Source organism: Agrobacterium bohemicum, from assembly GCF_002896715.1.
Lineage (GTDB): Bacteria > Pseudomonadota > Alphaproteobacteria > Rhizobiales > Rhizobiaceae > Agrobacterium > Agrobacterium bohemicum.
Window position 1 is genome coordinate 18,939 of sequence record NZ_PGEL01000021.1, and the last position, 25,834, is coordinate 44,772.

Below are 25,834 nucleotides of genomic sequence, written 5' to 3' on the forward strand. Positions count from 1 at the left end.
GGCGACGGAATCCGGTCCTTGTTGAGATCTCTACTTCTTGATCGGGTAGGTCAGTTCCNTTTGATTGGTATCGACCACGAAGACGGCGAGAAGCTTGGCGCGCTTCGTGTCGCTGCCGTTCTTGCTGACGCCGTGGCGGTCGCCCGGTAGTTCAGAGAATTGTTCTCCAGCCTTGTATTCCGTGACCGGACCGTCATTGACCTGGCTGAGGATCGATCCTTCCAGCACGGTTGCGTAGATGAAGGCGCTGTCCGGGTGCGTATGCGCGTCGGAATACCCACCCGGACCGTACTCGACCAGAACGCCCTTGAGGCNTTTGCCCGGCACATTCGGCAGCTCGTGCTCATAGACGAGGGTGACCTTCGATGCTGAACCGCCACCCGGTGCGTCATGCGCAATCGCGGTTACTGACGTGACGATGGCGATCGCCACCGCGGAAATGGTTCTTCTGATCATGACATTCTTCCTTCGTGATTGCGGAGTGGGATTTCACTTGCGAGGGGCGGCGGCGAACCACTGTTCGAAACCGATCTTGCCGAGCCGCGGATTGTTGTCGGAAACCAGCGTCAGGTCTTCCAGGCGGGCACCGAAGTATTTGGCCTCAGGATCGGCAACGACCTGTCGGGTGTCCCCCGTCGCTTCCAGATAGCGGGCGACCAGTTCATTGAGTCGGAAACGCTCCGGTCCAGCGATCTCGATTAAACCGTGGGCCGGAGGGGCAAGCGCCACGTCAGCCATCGCATCCGCAACGTCGTCGGAAGCGATGGGCTGCACGAAGGCCGGCGACAGATGCACCTTGCCTTCAATCAGGGCGGACTGCACGATGCCGCCGAGGAACTCCATGAACTGGGTTGAGTGGACGATCGTGTAGGGAATACCGGCCTCGCGGATCAGCTTTTCCTGAGCCAGCTTGGCGCGGAAATATCCGCTTTCCTGGAGCTTGTCCGTTCCGACGACGGAGAGCGCGATGTGGTGCTTCACGCCAGCGGCCTTTTCGGCAGCGAGCAGATTGCGGCCGGAGGTCTCGAAGAATTCCATCACAGCCTTGTCCTCGAAGGACGGGGAATTGGCGAGATCAAGAACCGCAGCCGTGCCCGTCAGCGCTTCGGCCAGCCCCTCACCGGTGATCGTATTGACGCCGGTATTGGGCGACGCGGCAATGACCTCAATGCCCTTTGCCCGAAGGCGTTCGGTGGTCTTCGAACCGATCAGGCCGGTTCCCCCGATGATGACGATTTTCATGGTCGTTCCTCCGTCAGCCTTACTGACATCGTGTGAATTTCATGCGGTGCAGATGTCTTGCGGGTCTTAGCTGAGGCCTGCCTTGTCGAGGCCGTAAAGCTTGTCGGCCGAGCCGGGCACGGACTTGAAGGCGATACTGATACGGTTCCAGGCATTGATGGTCGTGATCGAGAAGGTGAGGTCGGAAACTTCCTTCTCCGAGAGCTGGCCGCGAACACGTTCGTAGAGCTCTTCCGTAATGCCGCCTTCAGGCAGCTCGGTAACGGCTTCCGTCCAGGCAAGGGCTGCGCGTTCGCGGGGAACGAACAGATTGGATTCTCGCCAGATCGAGACATGATAAAGACGAAGTTCGCTTTCGCCGTGAATCTTGGCTTCCTTCACATGCATGTCGAGGCAAAAAGCGCAGCCGTTGATCTGCGAGGCGCGAATATTGACGAGATCGCGGATCGACTGCTCAATGACGCTATCTTTCAGCGACATGCTGAGTTCGGATATCTTCTTGAAAAATTCAGGGGACTGGGCTGCGTAGTTAAGGCGCTGTGTCATAGTTTTCTCCATTATTAAGGACCTAAAATATCCTTATGGATAATTAATATCCTTAATTTCTGGACAGGCAACCAAAACCGGACTAAGCTTTCGGCATAACGCTTATTCCAAATGGTATGGGCAGAAGGGAAAGCAGGATGGACGTCGTTTCAGCACTGAGGACATTCTTACGCGTGGCCGAAACAGGGTCATTCTCTGCGGCGGCGCTGGATTGCGGTCTGACCCAGCCGGCCGTGTCGCGGCAGGTCTCATCACTTGAGGAACACTACAGCACGCGGCTGTTCCACCGCTCGACCAACGCCCTCTCCCTGACTGTCGAGGGCGAGCAAATGATTGCGATGGCACAGAAGGTTATCGATGCAGTGGAAGAACTCGGCGAAACCGCGTCGGCTGATGGCGTCATGGCTTCCGGCAAAGTTAGGATTAGTCTGCCGGCGGCGCTCGGGCTTTACATCAGCGATCGGCTGCCTGCCTTCCTCGCGAGCTTTCCCGGTCTGTCCGTCGATATCGTCTTTCGCGAACAGTCTTCGGATCTGGTCGGCGAGGGGATCGATCTCGAAGTCCGCCTTGGCGAGGTGTCCGATAGCAGTCTGATCTGTCGCCGGATCGGTTGGACGACAGCCTTCCTTGTTGCAGCGCCAAGCTATATTCAGAGGCGGGGTATGCCCAGCCATCTGCTTGAAATCCCCGACCATGATTGTATCTGCTACAATCGTGGGGGCGAGGGCCGCTCCTGGAGTTTCATGAACGGAGCGGACATCGAGAGGGTCAAGGTCGCTCCCAGGATGATTTTCAACAATACCGGAGCGGTGCATCGCGCAGTGCTCGCTGGTGGTGGATTGGCTATCCTGTCACACATTCTTGCCGGCGAAGACATCGCTGCGGGACGCCTGGTCAAATTGATGCCGGCCTTTCCGCCAATGCGGTTGCCGATCACCATTGTCTACGCCTCACGCCGCAATCTTCCGCTGCGTGCCCGCGCTGTTCTGGATTTTCTGGTCGATGCCGTTGGTGAGGACATATTGATGGGTACGGCCGAGGCGGCTGCTTGACCTCCCGGCAGACCGGTCAAGGCCGACTAACCGCGATGTGGGATCAGCTTGACGGCGGGCCGTGACGATACGTTTCCAAGACGGGGTACGAAATTCGCCGAAGCCGAGTCTCCANCCGCGCGATGGCTCTGGCACTAAAGATGCGCCGAAGATGAGAGCGTGGAATTCTCCTTGAAATCGCCTGGAACCGAGAGTTGCCGGTTCGTATCCCTTCGAGAGCTTGACAGTCACAGGGTGTGATGCGCACAGGCTTCCGTGCAACAATTTCTTAAAAATATCAAAGCGATCGAAAAATTTGTTCGATTTCCTTCCGGCTATCGCCCCGTGCAAGACAAAGCGCTAGCAGGATTCGAGCTCTTTGGGGGTTGATGTCACCACCACCGATAATTCCAAGCTCTCGGTGATGTGCGCTGTCTACCACCAATCCCGACCCGGTTCTGGAAGACTGAACCACCACCACACCTGCTTCGACGATGGTGGCAAGCGCCAGCGTCTCAGTGGGGGTCGCCATTCCCGGTCCGAAACCCGCGGAGATAATCCCTTTTGCGCCAGCTGCTGCGAATGCTTGAGCTGCACTTCCATCGGCACCGACGTAGCTATAGGTGATATCGACGCGTGGAAGAACTCGGAGAAGCGACTGCGGAAATACCGGGTACTTGCGTTCTTCGCGCCGCAAGATCCTCACGTCTGGTCCATCCACGAAGCCAAGCGGGCCCATCCAAGGCGACTGGAAGGCACCGAGACGTAGTGTATGCGTCTTTGTTACTGTTCGGGGCGAGTGGATTTCGTCGTTCACAACGACGAACGCCCCTGGACCAACATCAGGGGCCGACGCAACTCGAACTGCGGCTGCGAGATTGGCGTTTGCATCGGTCGATATACCAGTTAGTGGCCTCATCGAGCCTGTCAGAATTATGGGAATTGTCGGTGCCAATACGAGCGACAAAACCCAGGCTGTTTCCTCAAGACTGGCTGTGCCATGTCCAATGACGATGCCTGTCAGATCGGGATCGTTGCTGAGAGACTCGCATGTTTGAGCCAGGTCCGCCCAGTCGTCGTAGGTCACAGCCGTGCTATCGATCTGCCTGAAATTAACCGGGATTATTTCGGCAATCTTCCCCTGAATTCCTGTCCGGTCGATGAGGGAGGCAGCGTTAATACGCACGTCGCTTGCGTTGTAGTCCAAGAGGTCGAACTGGTCTGTTCCAAGGGAAGCGATCGTTCCGCCGGTTCCGATGAAGGCAATTTTAGGTAGCATTCTTGTTCCGATCTGGAGAGGCCTATTTGAGCATGCGAACTTCGGTCATGCCTCGGGAATTACACCAGACGACCGTCAGAGAAAATATCGGAAATGAACGAATTGCGTACGTTGCTGGCTCTATTCCGCAAACCCGTGCCTTCCCAAGACGAAATCTAAACCGATAACCTGCAAGAATAGAGTGGCTCAATCTTATTGTTGGACGGAGCTGCCAAGCCCTTCCATATTGGCGGCGTTGGTTCATGAGGTCGGTCCTCCCAGGCATCCTCTNAAACCATCGGAACACAATAAGGGGAACGTCAATGTTCAGATCTCGTACCTATCTGCCGATGATCGCAGCACTTGCTATAACTGTCTCGGCAGGCCCGAGCCTTGCTCAGAGTTTCGATACGTCTTCCATTAAAACGGACGACGCGCTTGCCGCCCGGCTCCCGGNAAAAATCAAGTCGTCCGGTGTGCTTACAATCGGGTCCGACACAGCCTACGCGCCATGGGAGTTCTTGAGCGNAAAGGATGGTCAAACGCCAGAAGGCATCGACGTCGATATCGCCAATGCGATTGGTAAAAAGCTGGGTGTGNAAATCGANTTTCAGACCTCTGCATTCGAAGCCATCCTGCCAGCACTTGGTACGAAGTTCGATATCGGTGTGTCAGCTTTCTCTGTCACCAATGAACGCATGAAGGCCGTCAACTTTGTAAGCTATGCTGACACCGGAAGCATGTGGGCTGTGAAGGCGGGCAATCCTGCGAAATTCGATCAGAACGATTTGTGTGGCCGCAAGATTGCGATCCAGTCAGGAAGCTATCACGAAAAGGCTGTCATTTCGGAAAACGAACTCTGCAAGACGGCTGGGAAGGCCGAGATCGAAATACTTCCATTTTCAAAGCAACCTGAAGCGCTCACACGCGTGGCAGCCGGTGGCGCAGATGCCACAGTGTCAGGCGAGGCNGGGATTGGCTACGCAGCCAAACAATCCAAAAGCGCTTTCGAATTGCGGAAGCCCACCGCTGGCGCTTTGAGCAAGCACGGTCCGAACGGAATAGCGGTTGCAAAAACGGACATGGCCCTCACGGAGTTGATTGCCGACACGATCAATTCCCTCATCGCCGACGGCACGTATAAAGCCTTGCTTGACACTTGGGGTGTTGGCTCTGTGATCGTCGACAAGGCTTTAGTCAACCCAGAAGTCAAGATCTGAACCATGACCGTTATCCACAAAGACCTGGGGGCCGGCGTCAAGCCGGTCTCCCTTGAAAAGCCCGGAATCACGCGCAACGTCGTAGTTCCGCAAAGACATCCTGGCCGCTGGCTGGCGGTTGTTGTTCTGGCTATCATCGTATTTCAGGTTGGCCAGGCCGTTTCGGTCAATCCCAACTTCCATTGGGATGTCTACCTCACTTACCTCTTTTCCCCGCAGGTCATTCGTGGCGTTGGGTGGACGCTTCTTCTGACCATTGTCGCCATGACAGTTGCCATTTCCGTCGCAGGCTTGCTGGTGGTCATGCGTGACAGCGACAATCCTGTGCTACGCGGCCTTTCTTATTCCTGGGTGTGGTTTTTCCGGGGAACGCCAATCTACACTCAATTGCTTTTTTGGGGTCTGTTTGCGGTGCTGTTCCCAAATCTCAGCCTGGCTATTCCGTTCGGACCGGAGATCATCAGCGTAGAAACGAAATACATCGTTACGCCTGCTGTGGCTGCAATTCTCGGTCTCGGTTTCAATGAATCGGCCTATTTGACGGAAATTTTCCGGGCTGGGTTCAGCTCTATCGATCGCGGACAGGCCGAGGCGGCCCAAGCCCTGGGAATGCGGCCGGCGAAAATCTGGTGGCGCATCCTCATGCCACAGGCGATGCGTGTGATCATTCCACCGACCGGAAACGAGACTATCGGAATGCTGAAAATGACATCTCTGGNTTTGGCGATACCGTTCACCCTGGACCTGACGTTCGCAACCAATGCCATATCGAACAGGCTTTATCTGCCGGTCCCGCTCTTGTTGGTTGCTGGTACCTGGTATCTCGCCATTACCAGCGTTCTCATGGTGGGCCAGTATTTCCTTGAGCGCCATTTCGGTAAGGGCGTTTCCGTTCATCCAGCGCGGGCGGAGTAAGTCATGAACGCCAATGTTTCTGAGTTCTGCGTGGAAATGCNAAACATCCACAAATTCTATGGTCCTGTTCACGCGCTTAGAGGCGTGGGTCTAAATGTGAAAAAGGGCGAGGTGTGCGTTGCTATCGGACCATCCGGGTCGGGCAAGTCCACGATGCTACGCTGCATCAATCAGCTTGAGAGCATCTCGGCCGGTCGGGNTTTCCTGAAAGGCGAACTTCAGGGTTTCACAGAACGAGATGGTCGGTTCCACACCTTATCAGCGCGAAGGATTGCTGCGCAGCGGCGGCTGACTGGCATGGTCTTCCAGCGTTTCCAGTTGTTCCCGCATATGACGGCGCTGGAGAACGTCATGGAAGGACCGTCGCACGTCNAAGGATGGTCAAAGGAGCGGTCCCGTACCAAAGCACATGATCTTCTCAAGCGTGTTGGTCTTGACGGGTTTGGAAGCCGTTATCCGGCGCAACTCTCTGGTGGCCAGCAGCAACGCGTCGCGATCGCGCGGGCGCTTGCCATGGAGCCGGAGGTGATGCTGTTCGACGAGCCCACATCCGCGCTCGATCCCGAACTCGTGGGTGAGGTTCTGGATGTCATCAAAGATCTTGCAAAGAGCGGGATCACGATGGTCGTCGTTACACACGAGATCGGCTTTGCTCGAGAGGTGGGAAATCACCTCGTCTTTATGGATCAAGGGCAGATTGTCGAGGAGGGGAATCCACGCGAAATGCTGGCAAACCCGCAGAACCCGCGCACGGCGGCGTTTCTCTCCAAGGTCTTGTGATCCATCATGGCGAAGACCATCGAGAAAGCATCAGATCGCACCGCGCAGATCTCGAATGAAGTCTTCGAGAATTCTGGATGGAAGGCGATTTGGCGGGGTGATCAGAAGCGTGCGGAAATGCAGCGCAGGTTCGAAAGGCCTCAAGGTCAATCCTTGCCCTTCATATGGTTCAGCCGTCAGGGGGTTCACCAGTCCAATCCCGACGCCCGCAGCCACCATGGCGCAGATCGTCGTGGAATAGGGCGTCTCCATCACTGGGCGAATAGTCACCCCAGCACGGTGAAAGGCGATCTCTGCCTCACGTCTGGTTGTATCTTCGGGAGCAAGAGCAATAAAGGGTTGCCCCGCCAGATCGGCGGGACGAATGACTTTCAGAGCTTCAAGAGGGTGACCTTTCGGCAAGGCGACAGCCACGCGAAATTCGGCAAATTCCTCGATCTCGACGCCAGTGCGATCAATTTCGTCTGCAACGATACCAAGGTCGAACTGGCCCGACGCAACAAGATCGCGCACGTTCGAAGACATGCGTGCCTGAAATGTGACCGCGACGTTCGGGTTGCTTTTCATGAATGCCTGCAGTGCTCGCGGCAAGACGTTGGTCGAAAGCGCGGACAAGCACGCGATCCTGATCTCGCCAGAGCCATAGTCACGTATGCGTGCCGCCGCACCACGCAGATGGGTCAACCCCAGAAACGCTTGCTCGACCTCGCGGAAGAAAAGCTGGCCTTCCTGAGTTGGATGCAGGCGTCCTTTGATCCGCTGGAAGAGATCGAAGCCAAGGGATCGCTCCAGTTCCTGGATCATCTTGCTGACCGCAGGTTGGGAGACATGGAGAACTTCTGCGGCGCGAGCAGTTGTGCCGTTTGTCATGACCACCCGAAATATCTCGACCTGCCTCAGATTCATTCAAAACCCCGTTTCACGGCCATAACTCCAGAGAATAGAAATAGCGCAAAGTCCAATATTTGTAATTGGTTTTCTTGCGTTTTGGAGCCTTCAGAAAGTCCTACTCATGAATGATCTTACACAATGTGTTCTTACGCCCGAGGTACCGACGAAGGGGTTTGATCCACTCGGCGTGGGGGTGCACCGTGCTTCCACGATCGTATTCAAGGACGCAGCTGCCTATGCTTCACGCGGAGAGCGTGGGCATGAAGGATATTCCTACGGGCTGTACGGCACACCAACAACGCGCACACTTGAAGCCAAATTGACAAGCCTGGAAAACGGCTTCTGGAGNTTTCTCACGCCTTCGGGACAATCCGCAAATGCTCTGGCAGTTATGCCTTTTCTCGCGGCGGGAGATCACATTCTGATCGCTGACACAGCCTATCCGCCCATGCGGGATCTGGCCGAAACGGATTTGCGACGCCTTGGTGTCGACATCGAGTTTTTCGATCCGCAATCGCCTGAAGACGTGGCAGCTAAAATGCGAACATCGACGAAGATCGTCTGGTGCGAAAGTCCGGGTTCGACCACGATGGAAATCCTCGACCTTCCCAAGATTGCGTCGATTGCCCATGGATATGGCGCTCTGGTTGGCGTTGATAACACCTGGGCGACCCCGCTCAATTTCAAGCCACTCGAGCATGGCGCTGACATTGTGACGGAGGCGCTGACGAAATTCGTGTCGGGTCACTCCGACGTCTTGATGGGATCGATCACCATCAAGGATGAAGCGCTGCTGAAACCCATCCGCTCACTGATTGGAAGAATGGGGATCGGCGTTTCGCCCGATGATGCCTCTTTGGTGTTGCGCGGTTTCGAAACTCTTGGTGTGCGACTGCGGCACTCGGAACGAGTAGGCCTTGATTTCGCGCGTAAGATCGAACGTCATCCCTTGGTGCAGCAAGTTCTGCATCCTGCCCTTGAAACATTTCCGGGTCATGCGCTCTGGAAACGAGACTTTCTCGGTTCCAGTGGCGTGTTCAGCATCGTTTTCACGCAAGAAGCCTCTGCTCACATTTCTGCGGCGCTCGATACATTGAAGGTTTTCGCCATCGGCGCGTCCTGGGGTGGAACGCGAAGCCTTGCTGCTCCCATGTCTATTGATGGCTTTCGCAGCGCGACAGCCTGGTACGGCCCAGATGTCATTCTCCGGCTCAGTATAGGCCTTGAGGATGAGGAAGAGCTGTGGGCCGACGTCGAGCGGCTGCTCGCGGACCTCGATACTCGCAGCCAAACATCAGCACAGGATGCATCCCTTGCAGCAGTCCACAAAGGCTGAAGCGAATTTTCACAGAAATGGGAAGGACAAGGCGTGCCAAATACAGACGATGTGTTGCGCGATATCGACGGCAATTTTGACAACACGCTACGCAAGCTGCTTGAACTTGTCTCAATACCTTCAATCTCCGGAGATCCGTCGGGTGATGAGGGTATCGCTCGTGCCGCCGAATGGCTTAAGCGGGAACTGTCTTCCATCGGTTTGACGGCGGATGTCGTGCAGACGAAAGGCCATCCTGTTGTTTTGGCAAAGTCCGTCGGTAATCCCAACGAGAAGCGTCCACGGCTGCTGTTCTACGGACATTACGACGTGCAGCCGATTGGTGATCTAAACCATTGGAAACATCTTCCTTTCGAGCCGCGCATCATCGAAGAGGACGGTCTTCATCGTTTTTACGGGCGAGGGACATCCGACAGCAAGAGCCAGCTCTGGACGTTCATCGAAGCTTTGAGGGCATGGAAACACACCTTCGGGGAGTTTCCCGCAGACGTTATCGTGATGCTCGANGGTGAGGAGGAATGCGGGTCTCAAAGCCTGCCCGAATTCATTCAGGCGCACCGAGATGAACTGGCCTGCGACGTCGCCTTCATTTGTGATGCGGAGATGTGGTCGGCATCGCAGCCAGCTATTACTACGCAGCTCAAGGGACTGGTGCATGAGCGTGTGACGATATCGGCTCCAAACCTTGATCTGCATTCAGGGCATTATGGGGCGGTTGCTGCCAACCCTATCCGGATAATGGCAGCCATTCTGGCCGGGCTGCACGACGATCATGGGCGCGTTGCCATTGATGGCTTCTATGACGGAGTGGAAGAGATCCCGGACGCCGTTCGGCTGCAATGGCGACGGCTGGCGCAGGAGCCGGGTCTGTTGGGAGATGTTGATCTCGCAGGTGGTCTCATGGAGGACGGTTACTCACCTCTTGAGGTCATGTGGGGCCGTCCGACGGTCGATATCAATGGTATCACCGGAGGCAATCAAGGGCCGGGTGAGCGTTCCGTCCTGCCCGGATCCGCAACCGCGCGCCTGTCATTCCGGCTTGTCGCAGGACAGTCGCCGGAAACGATCCGCAAGCGCTTTCGCAACCATATCGAAAGCAGACTACCGGAAGGGTGCCTTGTAGAGTTTGAAGGTCACGGTGGTAGTTCCGCTGTCGTGTTGTCGCAGGAAAGCCCCTATCTGAAGGCAGCAGCGCGCGGGTTGGAGAAAGAATGGAAGACGCCTGCTGTTCTCCGAGGAACGGGAGGGGCGATACCACTGGTCGAACAATTGAGCGAGGCCCTTGAGACGGAATGTGTGGTGATCGGTTTTATCCTCCCGAGTGATGCCATCCATGCACCTGACGAGCGCTACGATAGCGAGCGTCTTCGCCAGGGTGCCCGAAGCTGGATTCGGATTTTCGAGGAGATACAATTACAGAGCGATGGCAAGGCGTAAGACACAGATGACATCAGCCCAGCCAGAAACAACAGTAACGCCATCCCTGCCGTCTCGCCTTGAGAAAGATGCACTCGGCACTCGGCTGATGCCGGATAATATCGTCTACGGAATTCAGACCGCGCGTGCCGTCGAAAACTTCTCGATTTCGGGCCGCACCATTGCCGACATCGAGGGATTTGTGCCGGCAATCCTTGTGATCAAGCAGGCGGCAGCACGCGCCAATCAACGTGCGGGTAAGTTGGAGCCGCGGCTGGCCGACGCCATAGAAGCTGCCGTGATGAGTTGTCTGGCCGACATGCGCGGCCAAGATTTTCCCGTCGATATCTACCATGGCGGAGGCGGCACTGCAGCCAACATGAATGTGAATGAGGTTGTTGCAAACCGGGCCAGTGAAGTCCTGACCGGCAAGTTAGCGCCGGACCCTGTGCATCCCAATACGCATGTCAACATGAGCCAATCGACGAACGACGTCATACCGTCTGCCATGNAAATGGCGATTGGCGGAGAGCTGCACGCGCTAAAGCATATGCTGGACGAACTCGTAAACGCCATATCGCAAAAAGAACTGGAATTTGCAGGTGCAGTCAAACTTGCCCGCACCTGTCTACAAGACGCGCTGCCGATAACATTCTCGCAGCAGTTTTCCGGCTATCGTGCGGCATTGCAGCGCCAGGCAGAAGAGCTGCTGGTTCTTGAAAATGCATGTTTGGGATTACCGCTCAGCGCGACGGCAGTTGGCACGGGGTTTGGGGCCTCCAAGCAATATCGGGAGTTCGTGTTCGAAGAGCTACAGGCACTCTCCGGTAAACGCTATCACCTGGAAGCCAACCTGTTCGATGCCCTTCAGAATGCGGACTTCTGGATACGCGTTTCTTCAGGATTGAAGGCGATTGCGGTGACCCTGTCCAAGTTTGCAGCCGATTTACGGCTCATGTCGTCGGGCCCTCGCGCTGGTTTTGGCGAAATCACCTTACCATCGGTGCAGCCCGGTTCGTCCATCATGCCCGGCAAGGTTAACCCGGTGATGCCTGAGATGATCATGCAGGTCGCCTTCCGGGTGATCGGCAATGATGCCACCATAACCCGCGCAGCAGAGGGTGAACTCGATCTCAACGTCTGGGAATCCATTATTCTCGAGAGCTTGAGCGAGTCCGTTCGGCTGATGCGACGAAGCATACCGCTTTTCGTCTCCGGTTGCGTGGCTGGCATCGAGATCAACCCCGCACGTGGCGCGGCAGACGCGTCCTCATCCCTTGCGCTCTCGACGGCGCTCGCTGAAATATTCGGATATCCTGCAGCATCCGCCGTTGCAAAACACGCTGAAACCCACGGCATGCCTATCTCAGAAGCGGCCGTCGAATGCGGGCTGATGAATGCGCGAGACGCAGGCCGTCTATTCGGCGACGTGTCCATCTACGCTGAACTAGNAAAGAGCGAGAGCATTCTCGATGACCTCCGTGGATCGCGACCGGCACCATGATGCGAAGCCTCATTCACCACGGAAAGCGCAATGTCTGACATGGATGCGCGGCCTATGAAAACGTTATCCTTACCNTTTCTTCGGCTATGGATTGGAAATACAGCCTCTGGACTGGCCACGTGGGCGTTGCCATTCGTGCGTGGCCTCGTTGCGATGGAAAGCACGATGAGCTCGACGGAGTTAGGCCTCTCGCTGGCTGCCCGCACAGTCGGTTTTCTGATCGCCGTTCCTCTTGCTGGTATTTTGTCGGATAGACATGGTCCGCGGCGTATCGTTTTGGTGTCGGGTCTCGTCGGTGCTGTCAGTATTCCCATTATCGTCTCGGGTCTATCCGATTACAGCCCGGCAGCTTCGATCTTGCTTTTGGTGGGGGCAGCCGTCGTTGGTTTGGGCCAAGGCGCTTGTCGGCCTGCCTATCAAGCGATGATCCCCGAAATCGTGACAGTAGACCATCTGCAAGCGGCAAATGCGGCTATGAGCATATCTGTCCGGGTGACGAGTTTGGTCGGCCCGGCGGCAGTCAGCTTTATCACCCTGGCGTTCGGTACAGGTGCTGCCTTCACCACCATCGCTGCTCTCTGGCTCGTCAGCGCTGTGGTTCCCCCACGCGGTAGGGTTTCGTCCAGAGCCAGCAGTTCGAGACGTAACATTCTCTCCGAGTTTCTCGTCGCTGTTGAAGAAGCGAAAAGGCATCCGTGGTTCGTAGCTGGGCTCGCGACACTTACGATCGTCATCGCGACAGGCTATTCGGTGACTGCCGTTCTCGTTCCAGCGATCAGTCAGCAGGTCTCTGGCGGCGCGATGCTGATGACAGAAACGGCAACAGCATTCATGATTGGTGCTCTCTTTGGTGCGCTGCTTGCCACGAAATGGAAACCTGTCAACAGGGGGTGGACCGCACTCGCCGGACTTTCGCTATACGGAGTTGTTCCGTTTAGTCTTCTTGCCGCGGAGTCAATGATTGTTCCGATTTTTGCATTCTTTTTGGCCGGGGTCGGTATCGAAATATTCAACGTGCCATGGTTTACTTCGGTTCAGACGGAAATTCCGCAAGATCGGCTAGCCCGCGTCTCGTCGCTGGATTTTCTATTTTCCTACGGACTCGCACCGGCAGGGCTGGCACTCATGACCCCGCTTGCAGATACATTCGGGCGGGATGCAGTTCTGGTTTCCAGCGGCATTATTTGTCTCGCAGCCCCTGCTGTAGCGATGTTAATTCCGACAACACGGCATTTTTCACCCACAAAGTAACGGCGCCTATCGATCGAAGGCGCCGTTCTTTTCATGAACGCGAGCCGCTATAGAGAGAGTTCCGAGCGGCCTTTTCGGCGGCAGCCTTCGCATCGTCCATTGCAGGNTTTTTCTCCGTCCGTCAGAACTTTCGTACGGCAAATCTGACCAGGACATGTTCCTGGTGCGCGTCAATCCGGCCTTCGCATACCAGCCCGATGGTCACACCTTGATGAGGGCGACATCTGATGACTGGGTATCCAGCTTCAATGTCGACACCCAACTCGGGGCGAAGTTTGAAACCGGTGTGGTCGATCATACGACATTGTTCAGCGTGGATTATCTGAAAGCAAAATCCAGCACGAACTATGGCAATACCGGCCCCGGTGCCGTTGTCCCTCCGCTGGATTATTTAAACCCGGTATACGGAGAGGAGGAGGGTTCCCGGTGCCTTCCAGCGCTCAAGGCTGCAGAGCCAAGATCGAGGGTGCCTTTCCGCCTTTCAATTCTATCGATTCCAATAAGCAGCTCCAAGGCTTTGACGTGGACATAGCCAAAGCGCTTTGTGAGACCGCAAAGTTGAAATGTGAATTCGTTATCCAAGAGTGGACTAGTATAATTCCTGAACTAATCGCAAATAACTATGACGCTATCGCCTCATCAATGTCGATGAGCGCTGAAAGGCGCAAACAGGTCGCGCTTTCAGAAAAGTATTACAACAGCCCATCGGTTTTTATCGTGCGCAAAGGAACCGCCATCTCCGGAACCCAGGTGAATGATCTAAAGCACCTCCGTCTCGGGGTGACAGCTGTAACCTCCCAAGAGGCTTACGCCAAAAAGTTCTATGGCGGTGTACCTACAACGGTTTTTCATGCGTCGCCGGACCTTTACAAGGCCTTGGTCGACGATAGCGTCGATATCATCCTGGAGGACAAACTGGCAGTCTACGATTGGCTGGCTAACACCAAAGCTGGTAGCTGCTGCGAGTTCAAAGGACCCGATATTTTGAACACCGAATTTCTTGGCGATGGAGCCGGTATCGCGGTGAGGACTTCCGATACGCAACTGCTCGAGAAATTTAATGCCGCGCTCAAAAGCATTCGAGCGGGTGACACCTACGATACGATCAATGCTAAGTATTTCCCGTTCAGCATTCGGTGAGCTGCTTGATGGAGCATCTCGACCTAAAAACGGTGGACGCCGCCCCCATGGCGACGATGCAAAGGGACTGCTCGGACAAAAGCGAGGGTGCCTGCGNAAAATAGTGTCTCCCAGAGTAAGCATCATGGGGTGTTTTAATCGCTTAAAGCGACCGTTGGCGATATAGCAGAACGCCTCCTGAGAGAGCACGAGCAGCCAAGGACTAAAGAAATGTAACTTCATCTTTTGCCTTGAGCTTGGCCACTCCAATAAGGGCTCCAGCATTGTCAGAAGACGCCGACATTANTTTTTCAACGGCTACATCATCCGCAAAAGTGGGCTGACTGCCGAGTAGTAGTGCTCAGCTCCCTGCAAAAGAGCGGGCGCTCCGCAGAGGATTAGGCGCAAGCGAGGGCCTGAAGCCCTCGCTTGATTGGTTATCGTGTCATGCTGAGCCTAATCAGAACTCTTCCCAGCTGTCAGTTGCTGCTGCTGCATTGCCGCGGCCGGCAAAGGCCTTGGCAATCTTGCCAACCATCCCGCGGACCGGTGACGCGGCGGGCGTCGAGCGGTGGGAGGCTACCATCACAGATGCCGTATTGTGCAGCGCGGAGGCTTGAGTGGTGGCATTGGATACGCTGCCTTGGCCGAGCTGGAACTGGCTGATCAGTTCGCGCAGGCGGCCGGCTTCGGCTGCAAGAGTGGCGCCGGCTGCGTTGGCTTCTTCCACCATAGCAGCATTCTGTTGGGTCACCTGGTCCATCTGGTTGACGGCGGTGTTGACCTCGGCCAGGCCTACCGACTGTTCGCGTGACGAGGTAGCGATCGAGTCCATGTGCTGGTTGATCGTGACGATATGAGCTTCGATGGAGCGAAGCGCTTCGCCAGTGTCCTTGACGAGCTTGACGCCGGCGCTGACTTCTCCTGAGGACTTCCCGATTAGGTCCTTGATTTCCTTGGCAGCCTTGGCCGAACGTTGTGCCAGTTCGCGCACTTCCTGCGCGACCACTGCAAAACCCTTGCCGGCTTCACCGGCGCGAGCCGCCTCGACACCGGCATTGAGCGCCAGCAGGTTGGTTTGGAACGCGATGTCGTCGATGACGCCGATTATGTTGGAGATCTGGCCCGAAGATTCTTCGATACGGCCCATCGCATGCACAGCATTGGCAACCACAGCACCGGACTGGCGGGCGCTTTCGTTCGCCTGGATGGCGACGGTACGGGCCTCTTCGGCACGCTTCGACGAATTGCCGACATTGACGGTAATCTGATCCAGCGCCGCGGCGGTCTCTTCCAGTGCAGCGGCCTGCTGTTCGGTGCGCTTTGACAGATCGTCTGCGCTGTTACTGACCTCGCGCGAACCGCTGTCGATCGAGCTGGCTGCCTCAGAAACCGAGCCAAGCGTGCCGCGCAGCTGCTCAACAGTGGCATTGAAGTCGGCGCGGAGGCTTTCGAAATCGGCAGCGAATGGACGGGTGAGCTGGAATGTCAGGTCGCCGGATGAGAGATGCTTGAGGCCGGTTGCAAGGCCGTTGGTCGCTTCGGCCATGGCTTCAGCACGGACGCGCTGTTCCTCAGCGTTCTGGCGACGCTGCTCCTCGGTCATATTGCGCTGCTCGTCAGCCTGGCGCTCCAGTTCCTTAGTCTTAAGGGCATTGTCCTTGAACACCTGTACGGCGCGCGCCATGGCGCCAGTCTCGTCCGGACGGTCCTCGCCTTCAATTTTGGCAGATAGGTCTCCAGCGGCCAACCGTGACATCGTGCCGGTCAGGCGGCCGATGGCATTCCCGAGTGACCTTGCGAATAGCAAAAAGGCGGTGAGGGCGATGATCGAAGTGAGGACGGTGACGCCGAGCATGGTCCACAAGGCGGTACGGGCTTCAGCGGTAATCGCCGTGGCGTCGGTACCGATTTCGAAGACGCCGATCGTTTCTCCGGTAAACGAACTGAAGGGGACTGCTTTGATAAGCATGTCGCGGCCTTCGAGCACAGTTGTTTCAAAGACGGGTTTGCCGTCAAAGGCGGCCTGGATCTGTTCTGGAGGCAAAAGTGCCTTGCCGTTCTCCGTCGATGACTGGTTCACCAGCTTTCCTTCGGAGAGCACATTCACGGAAATCTCTGCACCCAGCCTCTCAGCCAAGGGCGTNAAATAAGCATTCGACAACTCCGTACCAACGTCAACGACACCGACGACGTTGCCGTTCACGAGGACGGGCGCAACCGCGTAAATGCCGATGCCAGTTCGCCCTGGCTCGATTCCGGCGGCAACCTTTCCAGTTGAGACAGTTGATGCGACAGTTTTACGGCGAGCCAAGTAGTTGTCGCCGAATTTGTCTGGCGCGTGGGCCCGTGCGATTACGTTGCCTTTAGCGTCTGCAATGGTAATGTTTTGCAGCCCACCGATTTGCGCCACCGATTTGATGTTAGTAGAAAACTTCTCAAGAAGACGTTGTCGATCGTTCGTGCCAATGTATCCAGCAATGTCAGGCTCACCTGCGAATGCCAGCGCAAGCGCCGAAGCGGAACGTTGAATGGCGGCCATATCGGTCTGTATGACGTTGAGATCACTATCTGCCTTGCTCTGCAGTGCTTTATCGTTCATGTCAGCTTGGCGGTACCAGGCTAAGCCTCCAATAGCGGCGCTTGCAAAAAGGACAGCGGCAAAGCCGTAACCCGTGATCTTGATCCAAAGCGGTTTTCGTACAGTTTCTGCAGTCATTGGAATGNCCCCCGGCAATATGAGATTTGTCTGCGGGGACAATCTGCAAAAAGACTAAATTTTTCATAAAAATTGCTTTATTAGAGAATAAAATTCTTGGTTCAGCTTCGTTTCGCTATCATCTCCAAGTAATGACTGCTTGCCGAAGATCTGAGGCGAGGTTCGTACCTCATCAAGAAAAGCACGGTTCGAATCGAACTTATTAAATCGCCGACTGCCTAATGAACAGGTTGGTGTATCTGAAGATAAAAATGTTTAAATCTGTACGATTGCTGAATTCACTGAAGTCCGATCCTGGTCCAAATCGCCATCGGCAATTGCAAAATTTTGAGGCAAGTTCACTTTCCCTCGTTTCCAAGAAACAGTAAAGCAATGGCATATTAGGTAGTGGTTATGGTGCCGGCCAGATTGAGGGACATTCATTGACATCATCANTTTCAGCTGTGATTGCTCAATCTGGTCTAGCGGGTCAGCGCATAGCAACGTTTGATTGGTCGCAGACATCGCTTGGCGACATGGCCACCTGGCCCGAGATCGTTCGCTCGACGGTGATGCTTGTCTTAAAGTCGCCACTTGCGATGACGACCCTTTNGGGATCAGAGGGCATCCTCATCTACAATGACGCCTATGCCGCCTTTGCAGGCAGTCGTGATCCGGCTCTTCTAGGTATGAGAGTGCTGGAAGCATGGCCGGAAGCCGTAAATTTGAACAGCACCGTTCTCAAAACCTGTCTGGCGGGCGAGACCTTGTCCTACAAGGATCAACCGCTCATTCTGTATCGTGAAGGTGAGCCGGATGAGGTCTGGGTCGACCTGGACTATTCACCGGTCCTGGACGCGGAGGGGAACCCAGTTGCAGTTCTCGCGGTTGTCGTCGAGACCACCGATAAGGTTTTGTCGGAGCGATGGCTGAGCNGGGAACACGATCGACTGCGCCTGCTGTTCGATCAGGCCCCAGGGTTCATGGCAATCCTGCAGGGCCGCGATCATGTCTTCGACATCATCAATCCGTCCTATCTACAATTAGTTGGACATCGGAATATTGTGGGACGGTCCGTTCGCGATGCCCTGCCGGAAGTTGCGGGTCAAGGTTTTCTGGATCTGCTGGACAATGTGTATACAACCGGCGAAACTTTCACGGGCAAGGCTTTACGGGTCAATCTTCAGCGTGAGCAATCATCTGCCCCGGAAGAGAGATATGTAGATCTCGTCTATCAACCGATCCGCGATCGTCGGGGAAATATCACCGGGATATTTGCCCAAGGAACCGACGTCACGGAAAGGGTTGTTGCCGAAGCTGCGCTGAAGCTCAGCAACGCTCGAAATCGCCAGATTCTCGACAGCGCCGTAGATTACGCCATCATCGCCTTTGATACGGACGGTAAGGTGACGCGCTGGAACACGGGCGCTGCAACGATTTTTGGCTGGACGGAGGAGGAAATCCTTGGCCGTGACGCTGGGAGAATTTTCACACCAGCCGATCGCGAAATCGATCGCATCGCGACGGAAATGGGGCTCTCGATCAAGAATGGCTCGGCCAACGATGAGCGTTGGCATATCCGACGATCCGGTGAAGTGTTCTGGGCAAGCGGGGAAATGTCTCCGCTCCTTGATGATGCGGGCAATCTTGTGGGGTTTGTCAAAGTTCTCCGCGACCGGACGGAAGAACACCGCGCAACCGAGAAACTGAAACGAACCGAACAAAGGTTGCGTCGCGCCCAGGAGGCAGGTGGGGTCGGCATANTTTCGATTTCCGTCAACGATGACGTTCTTGACGTGTCTCCTGAGTTCTGTCGCCTGTTCGGTGTCGAACACATGGAAAACGTCTCGGCAAAAACCGTTGAAGGCCTTGTCGTGCCGGAAGATCAGGACAAGGTCTCCCACGCTGAGACCCGAAATGCGCAGACCGCGTCGCTCGATGTGCAATATCGCATCAAACGAGCGGATAATGGCGAAGAACGGATCATCGCCCGCAAGGCGGAGTTCGAGTACGACGCCGACGGCAAGCCGGTCCGGCTCGTCGGTGTCGTGCAGGACGTGACCGAGCGGGATAGGGCCGTTCTGGCTTTGCGCGCCAGCGAAGCGAGGTTCAAGGCGTTTGCACAGGCGATGCTGAACCATGTCTGGACTGCAACGCCCGATGGCTTGCTCGATTGGTTCAATGAGCGCACATATGCTTATTCCGGCGCTGCGGAGGGCGAGCTTGATGGTCGAGCCTGGACGAGCATCGTTCATCCCGACGACATCGATTCTGCAGGNATGCAGTGGTTGGAGGCTCTGACTACCGGCTTCGTTTACGAAGCAGAATTTCGCCTCCGCCGCCATGATGGTGTCTATCGCTGGCATCTGGCCCGAGCCGTCCCAATGCGAGACGACAAGGACCAAATCGTCCGCTGGGTCGGCACGAATACTGACATCAATGACCTTCGAGCAACGCGCGAGGCGCTCGACAAGCTTACAACCCATCTGGAGCAGCAGGTGGAGGAACGCACCGCCGACCGCGACCGCATGTGGCGTCTTTCCACCGAGATCATGCTGGTTGCTGGCATGGACGCCAAGATTATTGCTGCAAATCCCGCAATGCTCGCCATTGTGGGTCATGCGGAGCGTGAGGTCCTCGGACAGTCGTTCATGGATTACGTCCATCCCCTGGACCGCCAAGCTACGCTTGATGAAGTCGTAAAGCTTGCCCAAGGCATTCGCACGCTGAAATTCGTTAATCGCTACCGCGGCGAGGGCGGTGTCTACCGGACGATCTCCTGGACCGCAGTTCCGGACGACAATGTCATTCATGCCGTCGGTCGCGATGTCACGGCGGAACTCGAGTCAGCCCAGCAACTACGGACGACCGAAGTCGCCCTTCAGCAGGCGCAGAAGATGGAGTCTATCGGCAATCTCACCGGCGGGGTGGCTCATGATTTCAATAATCTACTACAGGTCGTTTCCGGGAATCTGCAACTGCTTTCCAAGGAAGTGTCTGGCAATGAACGGGCAGAGAAGCGGATCTCCAACGCGCTCGACGGGGTCAACCGCGGCGCAAAGCTTGCCAGTCAACTCCTGTCTTTTGGTCGTCGCCAGCCACTGGAGCCGAAGGTCATCAATATCGGCAGGCTTATTGTCGGGATGGATGAATTGCTTAGACGATCATTGGGAGAGGCCGTCGAGATCGAGACCGCTGTTTCTCCCGACCTTTGGAACATCCAGGTCGATCCGACGCAGGTTGAAAATGCTTTGCTCAATCTAGCGATCAACGCCCGTGATGCGATGAATGGATCGGGCAGGCTGACCATCGAGGCCAGCAACACCATCCTAGATGGCTCCTATGCAAAGGGAAATCCGGAGGTCCAACCGGGCGCGTATGTGATGCTTGCCGTCAGCGATACCGGATCAGGTATGGCTGCTGACATCGTTGCCAAGGTATTTGAACCGTTCTTCTCGACCAAGCCTGAGGGCAAGGGGACAGGTCTTGGACTGTCTATGGTGTTCGGCTTTGTGAAGCAGTCTGGCGGCCATATCAAGATTTACAGCGAGGTCGGCGAGGGCACGAGCATCAAGCTCTATTTTCCGCAGGCATTGTCGGACGAAGACCTGATCGTCGATATGGACGTTGGCAAGATAGAAGGCGGAAACGAAACGATTCTGGTTGCGGAGGACGATGAGGCTGTTCGCGCAACGGCTGTCGAATTGCTCCGTGATCTCGGTTATAACATAATTACTGCGAAAGACGCCGAGAGCGCTCTGGTTGTGCTTCAAAGCGGCGTCCATGTCGACTTGCTATTTACCGACGTCGTCATGCCCGGTTCACTGAAGAGCCCGGAACTTGCGCGGATAGCACGGGAGAAAAACCCTTCGCTATCGGTGCTGTTCACATCCGGATACACCGAGAACTCTATCGTGCACGGTGGGCGGCTTGATGCGGGGGTGCAGTTGCTGTCGAAGCCATACACCAAAGAAGCCATGGCTCGTAAAATCCGACACGTGCTTGCTAACCAGGCTCAACGAGAACAGTCACTCTCGGCGACACGCCAAGCGTTGAAAGAAGAGATACCGCAGACCATTCTGAACATCCTGCTGGTGGAAGACGACGTCCTAATACGTTTAAACACGGCCGACATGCTGGAAGACATGGGACATAAGATCACGGAAGCCGGTAACGGCAACCAGGCTTTGGATATCTTGAAGACCGGCAGTTTCGACGTGCTCTTCACAGACGTTGGGCTTCCCGGAATTTCTGGAATCGATTTGGCAAAGGGTGCCAGAGAGCAGTTTCCCGACCTCACCGTGATTTTTGCCACCGGTGATCCCAACGTTCCGACATTGAAAGGCACCGGGNAAACCAAGGTGCTATTAAAGCCTTACCAAGAAGAAGACGTGCTTTCTGCACTCTCGAAAGATCCAGAACGGTGACTCTGTCNTTGACAACCTTTTAACTGGCAAAGATGATTCGTTTGTCGGACGTAGAGTGTGACGACTGATCTCTCGANTTTTCACAAGGCTTAACTGCCATCTCCGATTACCGAATGTCCTGGCCGCTAGAGGGATAGGGCTAGCGGCCAAGAATCCATCAAATCATGATCTCGCCGCCGGTTACCGGAATAACCGCTCCTGTCATATAGCTTCCGAGATCCGATGCCAGCAGCACGTAAGCTCCGGCGAGTTCTGCGGGCTGTCCGGCACGCTTCAAAGCGTCTGCTCGCCGAATTTCACAGCCTTGTCGGCCGGCATCGTGGAGGGCATTAGCAGCGTCCAGATCGGNCCCGGCGCGACCGCATTCACGCGAGTGCCTTTGCCCACCAGCATTTCGGCCAGACCCGCGGTGAAGTTTGAGATCGCTCCTTTGGTGGACGCGTATGCAATAAGCGGGGACGGCTGCCGCGACTGGATTGAAGTAGTATTGATAATCGAGCTGCCAGGCTTCATGTGAGGGGCAGCAGCCTTCGACAGGAAGAACGGCGCGTAAATGTTGGTGCGGAAGGTTTCGTCCCATTCCTCTGCTGTGATGTCGGCAATGTCGCCGTAGGTTCGCTGAAATGCGGCGTTGTTCACTAGGATGTCGATACCACCGAGTTTGTCGACGGTGCCTTGGACAAGGCCCTTGCAATGGTCCTCGGATTTGATGTCACCCGGAACGACAATCGCTTTGCGTCCGGCTTCCTCGACCAATCTCGCGGTATCGCGAGCGTCGTCGTCCTCGTTAAGATAGGACGATGTCGGCACCTTCCCGAGCGAATGCAATTGCCACAGCCTTGCCGATCCCGGAGTCAGATCCAGTTATAAGGGCGACTTTTCCTGTTAGCCTACCGTTCCCCTTATAGGACTGTTCGCCGTGGTCCGGGACAGGTTCCATCTTGGCTGTCTTGCCCGGTGGCTCTTGTTGCTGTTCTGGATATGGCGGGGTAGGGCGTCGCTTATTGTCCAATCTTGTCTTCTGTTTCGGGTTCAGGGCGGTACATCATGACGGGTGCTCCGTGTTCCGCTAGAATGATTTTCATTTCGATCGGGAACAGCATTTCGGTCTTGACCGGGATCGCTTTCCAAACGCCAGTCCGGCAGAAGCCGTTCGATACCCACGGGATTGACGACGGTGCCTGAGAGAGGATATGGGCGCCGACCTGGCACCCTTCTCCAGCACCATCACCGACAGGTCCGGATTGACCTGCTTCAGCCAAAACGCCGCCGACAAACCGGTCCGCCGCCGACGCTCGCGACGTTGAGCTCCATGCTCTCCCGTTGGGAACGGCGCCCTCCGTCAAAGCGTCTTTTTGATTTCCGGCAGTGCTTCGAAGAGGTCGGCGACGAGGCCGTAGTCGGCGATCTGGAAGATCGGGGCCTCCTCGTCCTTGTTTATGGCGACGATGACCTTGGAATCCTTCATGCCGGCGAGATGCTGGATGGCACCGGAAATGCCACAGGCGATGTAAAGATTGGGGGCGACGACCTTGCCTGTCTGTCCGACCTGCCAGTCGTTCGGCGCATAGCCGGCATCGACTGCAGCGCGCGAGGCGCCGACGGCGGCGCCGAGCTTGTCGGCAATCGGCAGGATAAGCTCCTGGAATTTCTGCGCTGAGCCGAGCGCCCTGCCGCCGGAGATGATGATCTTCGCAGACGTCAGTTCCGGACGGTCGGAGGCCGAAAGTTCGTCTTTAACGAAGGTCGAGAGACCGGAGCTTGCTGCTGCCGAAATGGTTTCGACCGATGCTGACCCACCCACCGTTGCTGCAGCAAAGGAGGCGGTTCTGACAGTGATCACCTTCTTGATGTCTACGGACTGAACCGTCTGGATGGCGTTGCCGGCATAGATCGGACGCTTAAAGGTATCGGGCGAGACGACTTCTGTGACTTCCGAGATCTGCGCGATGTCGAGCAGGGCTCCGACGCGCGGTAGGACATCCTTGCCGGTCGAGGTTGCGGCGGCAATGATCGTGTCGTAACTGCCTGCCAGGGAGACGATCAGGTCGGCCAGCGGCTCGGCCAGATTGTGGGCGAGGTCGTCGCTTTCGGCAAGCAGGACCTTGGAGACGCCTGATAGCTTGGCAGCCGCATCGGCGGCTGCCTTGGCACCCTTGCCTGCGACCAGCACATGCACATCGCCGCCGATTCTCGCAGCAGCCGTCAGTGCCTTGGCGGTCTGGTCGGAAAGGGTTGCGTTGTCGTGGTCAGCCAGAAGAAGAATGGCCATGATCGTTATTCCTTTTTCGAACCTTAGAGGACGCCAGAGATCTTGAGGTTGTCGACAAGCTCGGCGACCGAGGCGACCTTTACGCCGGCCTTGCGGCCGGATGGCTCCTCGGTGTTCATTACCTTGAGGCGCGGGGTGCTGGAGACGCCGAAGTCGGCAAGCGTCTTCTTGTCGAGCGGCTTCTTCTTTGCCTTCATGATGTTCGGAAGCGACGCATAGCGCGGCTCGTTGAGACGTAGATCGGTGGTAACAACAGCTGGAAGCTTGACGTCGATCGTCTGCAGGCCGCCATCGACTTCGCGGGTCACGGTTGCCTTGCCGTCGCCGATCTCGATCTTCGAGGCGAAGGTCGCCTGGGCGGCGCCAAGCAGGGCCGCCAGCATCTGGCCTGTCTGGTTGCTGTCGTCATCGATCGCCTGCTTGCCGACAATCACGAGACCCGGCTGTTCGACATCGGCGACGCCCTTTAGGATCTTGGCAATGGTGAGTGGCTCGAGAGCATCGTCGGTCTCGATGAGGATGGCGCGGTCGGCACCCATGGCGAGCGCGGTGCGCAGCGTCTCTTCGGCCTTAACCGGGCCGATCGACACGACAACCACTTCCTCTGCCTTTCCGGCCTCCTTAAGGCGAAGCGCCTCTTCCACCGAGATCTCATCGAACGGGTTCATCGACATCTTGACGTTGGCGAGTTCAACTCCCGTGCCGTCAGGCTTGACGCGGATCTTCACATTGTAATCAATCACCCGCTTGATTGGGACAAGTATACGCACCGTCTTTTCTCCTACTCGGCAAGTTCACGAGCGATTATTAGACGCTGAATCTCGCTGGTACCCTCGACTATCTGAAGTACCTTCGCCTCGCCAAGCAAACCGGAGACTTCGAATTCCTCGAAAATGCCGTATCCGCCGTGCACCTGAAGCGCGACATCTGCTGCTTCCGATGCAAGCTCGGAGCAGAAGAGCTTGGTCATGGACGTCTCGGTTCGAAATTGCTGATTGTCATCAGAGAGTGACGCCGAATGCCGAACCATCAGCTCCCCAGCGTGTATTTTGGTCAAAACGTCTGCAATCGGAAAAGTTAGGCCCTGGTTCTCAAAGATCGGTTTCCCACCGACCCGTCGCTCAGCTCCGTAGTTCTTCGCGAGATCCATCGCCTTTCGGGACAGTCCCAGACCTGTGGCGGCAACAAGGATGCGACCGATGCTGAGTGTTGTTAAGATCTGCTTTAGGCCGTCGCCTCTGTTCCCGACAATCTGGTCTTTTGAAACTCGGCAGTTGTCAAAGAAGAGTTCGACCGAGTCGGCAATCCTCCAGCCAATTTTTGCGCCCGGCTTGCCGACCGNAAAACCTGGCGTTCCCACCGGGACGATGAAGGTCGATAGCCCTTTCGGACCGCGCTCGGGATCTGTGACGGCGACGACGGTCGAGAGGCCATGCANGGGGGTTCCAGCATTGGTGGAGAAAATCTTAGAGCCGTTGAGGATGAAGTGATCGCCATCTTCGGTGGCTTTCAATTTAATGCTCGCGACGTCCGACCCGCCGCTCGGTTCTGTGACACCAAAGGAAGCAATCATTTCACCACGGCAGAGCGGAGCCAGCCATTTCTGCTTTTGCTCGTGCGATCCAAACCGCGATATCACCGTCATTGGCGCGCTGTTGCAAAGGAAAATTGCGGCGAAGCCCGGTTCTACGCGTGCAAGGGCTTCGGCGACGATAGCTGCTCCNTTTGCGCCGAGACCTGACCCATCATATGCCGGGTCATAGGCGGTACCCATNAAACCCAGCGAGAAGAACTGCTTTACGAGATTTGTTGGAAATTCGTGCTTGCGAACGAAGTCGCGAATCTGTTCGCGGAGAGCGGTCTCGGCGAAATCCTCGACCGCCTCTTTGAGCAGTCGTTCGTCATCGGTTAAGTCAAGTAGTGACATA

At 56.0% G+C, this 25,834-nt stretch carries 19 protein-coding genes and 2 pseudogenes; 10 read left to right on the top strand and 11 right to left on the bottom strand.

Annotated features, from left to right (window positions below):
- Nucleotides 1–30 precede the first annotated feature (30 nt).
- The 3 genes from CUC55_RS06475 to CUC55_RS06485 all read right to left on the bottom strand — a co-directional run bounded on the left by CUC55_RS06475 (nt 31) and on the right by CUC55_RS06485 (nt 1,788).
- Nucleotides 31–456: a cupin domain-containing protein gene (locus CUC55_RS06475; protein WP_103087329.1), complete on the bottom strand. Its 426-nt coding sequence runs from the start codon at nt 454–456 to the stop codon at nt 31–33.
- Nucleotides 457–489: 33 nt separating this feature from the next.
- A complete protein-coding gene (locus tag CUC55_RS06480) occupies nt 490–1,242 on the bottom strand; it encodes an SDR family oxidoreductase (protein WP_067649966.1) in 753 nt (250 codons plus the stop codon).
- 66 nt (nt 1,243–1,308) lie between these two features.
- Nucleotides 1,309–1,788, bottom strand: a complete 480-nt coding sequence (locus CUC55_RS06485) for a carboxymuconolactone decarboxylase family protein (RefSeq protein ID WP_067649969.1) — start codon at nt 1,786–1,788, stop codon at nt 1,309–1,311.
- Between the two features lie 137 nt (nt 1,789–1,925).
- On the opposite strand from CUC55_RS06485, the gene CUC55_RS06490 reads away from it, so the two are divergent.
- Nucleotides 1,926–2,840, top strand: a complete 915-nt coding sequence (locus CUC55_RS06490; protein WP_067649972.1) for a LysR family transcriptional regulator — start codon at nt 1,926–1,928, stop codon at nt 2,838–2,840.
- 277 nt (nt 2,841–3,117) lie between these two features.
- Here the strand turns inward: CUC55_RS06490 and CUC55_RS06495 are convergent, their stop codons facing one another.
- Nucleotides 3,118–4,098 carry an asparaginase gene (locus CUC55_RS06495; protein ID WP_067649975.1) on the bottom strand — a complete coding sequence of 327 codons (981 nt, stop codon included), beginning with the start codon at nt 4,096–4,098 and terminating at the stop codon, nt 3,118–3,120.
- A 329-nt stretch (nt 4,099–4,427) separates the two neighbouring features.
- On the opposite strand from CUC55_RS06495, the gene CUC55_RS06500 reads away from it, so the two are divergent.
- The 3 genes from CUC55_RS06500 to CUC55_RS06510 all read left to right on the top strand — a co-directional run bounded on the left by CUC55_RS06500 (nt 4,428) and on the right by CUC55_RS06510 (nt 6,992).
- Nucleotides 4,428–5,297 carry an ABC transporter substrate-binding protein gene (locus CUC55_RS06500; protein WP_425352775.1) on the top strand — a complete coding sequence of 290 codons (870 nt, stop codon included), beginning with the start codon at nt 4,428–4,430 and terminating at the stop codon, nt 5,295–5,297.
- A gap of 303 nt (nt 5,298–5,600) precedes the next feature.
- Nucleotides 5,601–6,212, top strand: coding sequence for an amino acid ABC transporter permease (locus CUC55_RS06505; RefSeq protein WP_425352776.1), 612 nt, complete (start codon nt 5,601–5,603; stop codon nt 6,210–6,212).
- 3 nt (nt 6,213–6,215) lie between these two features.
- The gene (locus CUC55_RS06510) at nt 6,216–6,992 is read left to right on the top strand and encodes an amino acid ABC transporter ATP-binding protein (protein WP_103087332.1); all 777 of its coding nucleotides are present in this window, start codon (nt 6,216–6,218) and stop codon (nt 6,990–6,992) included.
- Nucleotides 6,993–7,022: 30 nt separating this feature from the next.
- On the opposite strand, the gene CUC55_RS06515 is transcribed toward CUC55_RS06510, so the two are convergent.
- The gene (locus CUC55_RS06515; RefSeq protein WP_067649984.1) at nt 7,023–7,898 is read right to left on the bottom strand and encodes a LysR substrate-binding domain-containing protein; all 876 of its coding nucleotides are present in this window, start codon (nt 7,896–7,898) and stop codon (nt 7,023–7,025) included.
- 106 nt (nt 7,899–8,004) lie between these two features.
- On the opposite strand from CUC55_RS06515, the gene CUC55_RS06520 reads away from it, so the two are divergent.
- The 5 genes from CUC55_RS06520 (at nt 8,005) to CUC55_RS06540 (ending at nt 14,530) form a co-directional block, all read left to right on the top strand.
- Nucleotides 8,005–9,219 carry a trans-sulfuration enzyme family protein gene (locus CUC55_RS06520; protein ID WP_103087333.1) on the top strand — a complete coding sequence of 405 codons (1,215 nt, stop codon included), beginning with the start codon at nt 8,005–8,007 and terminating at the stop codon, nt 9,217–9,219.
- 51 nt (nt 9,220–9,270) lie between these two features.
- The gene (locus CUC55_RS06525; RefSeq protein ID WP_425352777.1) at nt 9,271–10,656 is read left to right on the top strand and encodes a M20/M25/M40 family metallo-hydrolase; all 1,386 of its coding nucleotides are present in this window, start codon (nt 9,271–9,273) and stop codon (nt 10,654–10,656) included.
- 88 nt (nt 10,657–10,744) lie between these two features.
- The gene (locus CUC55_RS06530; protein ID WP_425352778.1) at nt 10,745–12,139 is read left to right on the top strand and encodes a lyase family protein; all 1,395 of its coding nucleotides are present in this window, start codon (nt 10,745–10,747) and stop codon (nt 12,137–12,139) included.
- A gap of 54 nt (nt 12,140–12,193) precedes the next feature.
- Nucleotides 12,194–13,390 carry an MFS transporter gene (locus CUC55_RS06535; protein WP_067650670.1) on the top strand — a complete coding sequence of 399 codons (1,197 nt, stop codon included), beginning with the start codon at nt 12,194–12,196 and terminating at the stop codon, nt 13,388–13,390.
- Between the two features lie 426 nt (nt 13,391–13,816).
- Entirely contained in the window at nt 13,817–14,530 is a 714-nt protein-coding gene (locus tag CUC55_RS06540; protein ID WP_245303979.1) for an ABC transporter substrate-binding protein, read from the top strand.
- A gap of 439 nt (nt 14,531–14,969) precedes the next feature.
- Here CUC55_RS06540 and CUC55_RS06550 read toward each other — a convergent pair whose 3' ends face one another.
- The gene (locus tag CUC55_RS06550) at nt 14,970–17,228 is read right to left on the bottom strand and encodes a methyl-accepting chemotaxis protein (RefSeq protein WP_103087335.1); all 2,259 of its coding nucleotides are present in this window, start codon (nt 17,226–17,228) and stop codon (nt 14,970–14,972) included.
- Nucleotides 17,229–17,806: 578 nt separating this feature from the next.
- Here CUC55_RS06550 and CUC55_RS06555 point away from each other — a divergent pair.
- Complete coding sequence (locus tag CUC55_RS06555; RefSeq protein WP_425352779.1) at nt 17,807–21,634, top strand: hybrid sensor histidine kinase/response regulator; 3,828 nt, start codon at nt 17,807–17,809, stop codon at nt 21,632–21,634.
- 157 nt (nt 21,635–21,791) lie between these two features.
- Here the strand turns inward: CUC55_RS06555 and CUC55_RS06560 are convergent.
- From CUC55_RS06560 to CUC55_RS06580, 5 genes and pseudogenes are all read right to left on the bottom strand, one after another.
- Nucleotides 21,792–22,444, bottom strand: a pseudogene (locus CUC55_RS06560) (SDR family oxidoreductase).
- A 309-nt stretch (nt 22,445–22,753) separates the two neighbouring features.
- Nucleotides 22,754–22,948, bottom strand: a pseudogene (locus CUC55_RS23580) (electron transfer flavoprotein-ubiquinone oxidoreductase); the annotation flags it as partial.
- Nucleotides 22,949–22,976: 28 nt separating this feature from the next.
- Complete coding sequence (locus tag CUC55_RS06570; protein WP_067650005.1) at nt 22,977–23,906, bottom strand: electron transfer flavoprotein subunit alpha/FixB family protein; 930 nt, start codon at nt 23,904–23,906, stop codon at nt 22,977–22,979.
- A gap of 23 nt (nt 23,907–23,929) precedes the next feature.
- A complete protein-coding gene (locus CUC55_RS06575; protein ID WP_067650009.1) occupies nt 23,930–24,676 on the bottom strand; it encodes an electron transfer flavoprotein subunit beta/FixA family protein in 747 nt (248 codons plus the stop codon).
- 11 nt (nt 24,677–24,687) lie between these two features.
- The gene (locus CUC55_RS06580) at nt 24,688–25,833 is read right to left on the bottom strand and encodes an acyl-CoA dehydrogenase family protein (RefSeq protein WP_103087337.1); all 1,146 of its coding nucleotides are present in this window, start codon (nt 25,831–25,833) and stop codon (nt 24,688–24,690) included.
- Nucleotide 25,834: the final 1 nt, after the last annotated feature.

Bases quoted from the DNA above. Each gene is read 5' to 3' on its own strand.
- CUC55_RS06515 (WP_067649984.1), bottom strand. From the start codon at position 7,898: ATGAATCTGAGGCAGGTCGAGATATTTCGGGTGGTCATGACAAACGGC.
- CUC55_RS06495 (WP_067649975.1), bottom strand. From the start codon at position 4,098: ATGCTACCTAAAATTGCCTTCATCGGAACCGGCGGAACGATCGCTTCC.
- CUC55_RS06570 (WP_067650005.1), bottom strand. From the start codon at position 23,906: ATGGCCATTCTTCTTCTGGCTGACCACGACAACGCAACCCTTTCCGAC.
- CUC55_RS06485 (WP_067649969.1), bottom strand. From the start codon at position 1,788: ATGACACAGCGCCTTAACTACGCAGCCCAGTCCCCTGAATTTTTCAAG.
- CUC55_RS06490 (WP_067649972.1), top strand. From the start codon at position 1,926: ATGGACGTCGTTTCAGCACTGAGGACATTCTTACGCGTGGCCGAAACA.
- CUC55_RS06480 (WP_067649966.1), bottom strand. From the start codon at position 1,242: ATGAAAATCGTCATCATCGGGGGAACCGGCCTGATCGGTTCGAAGACC.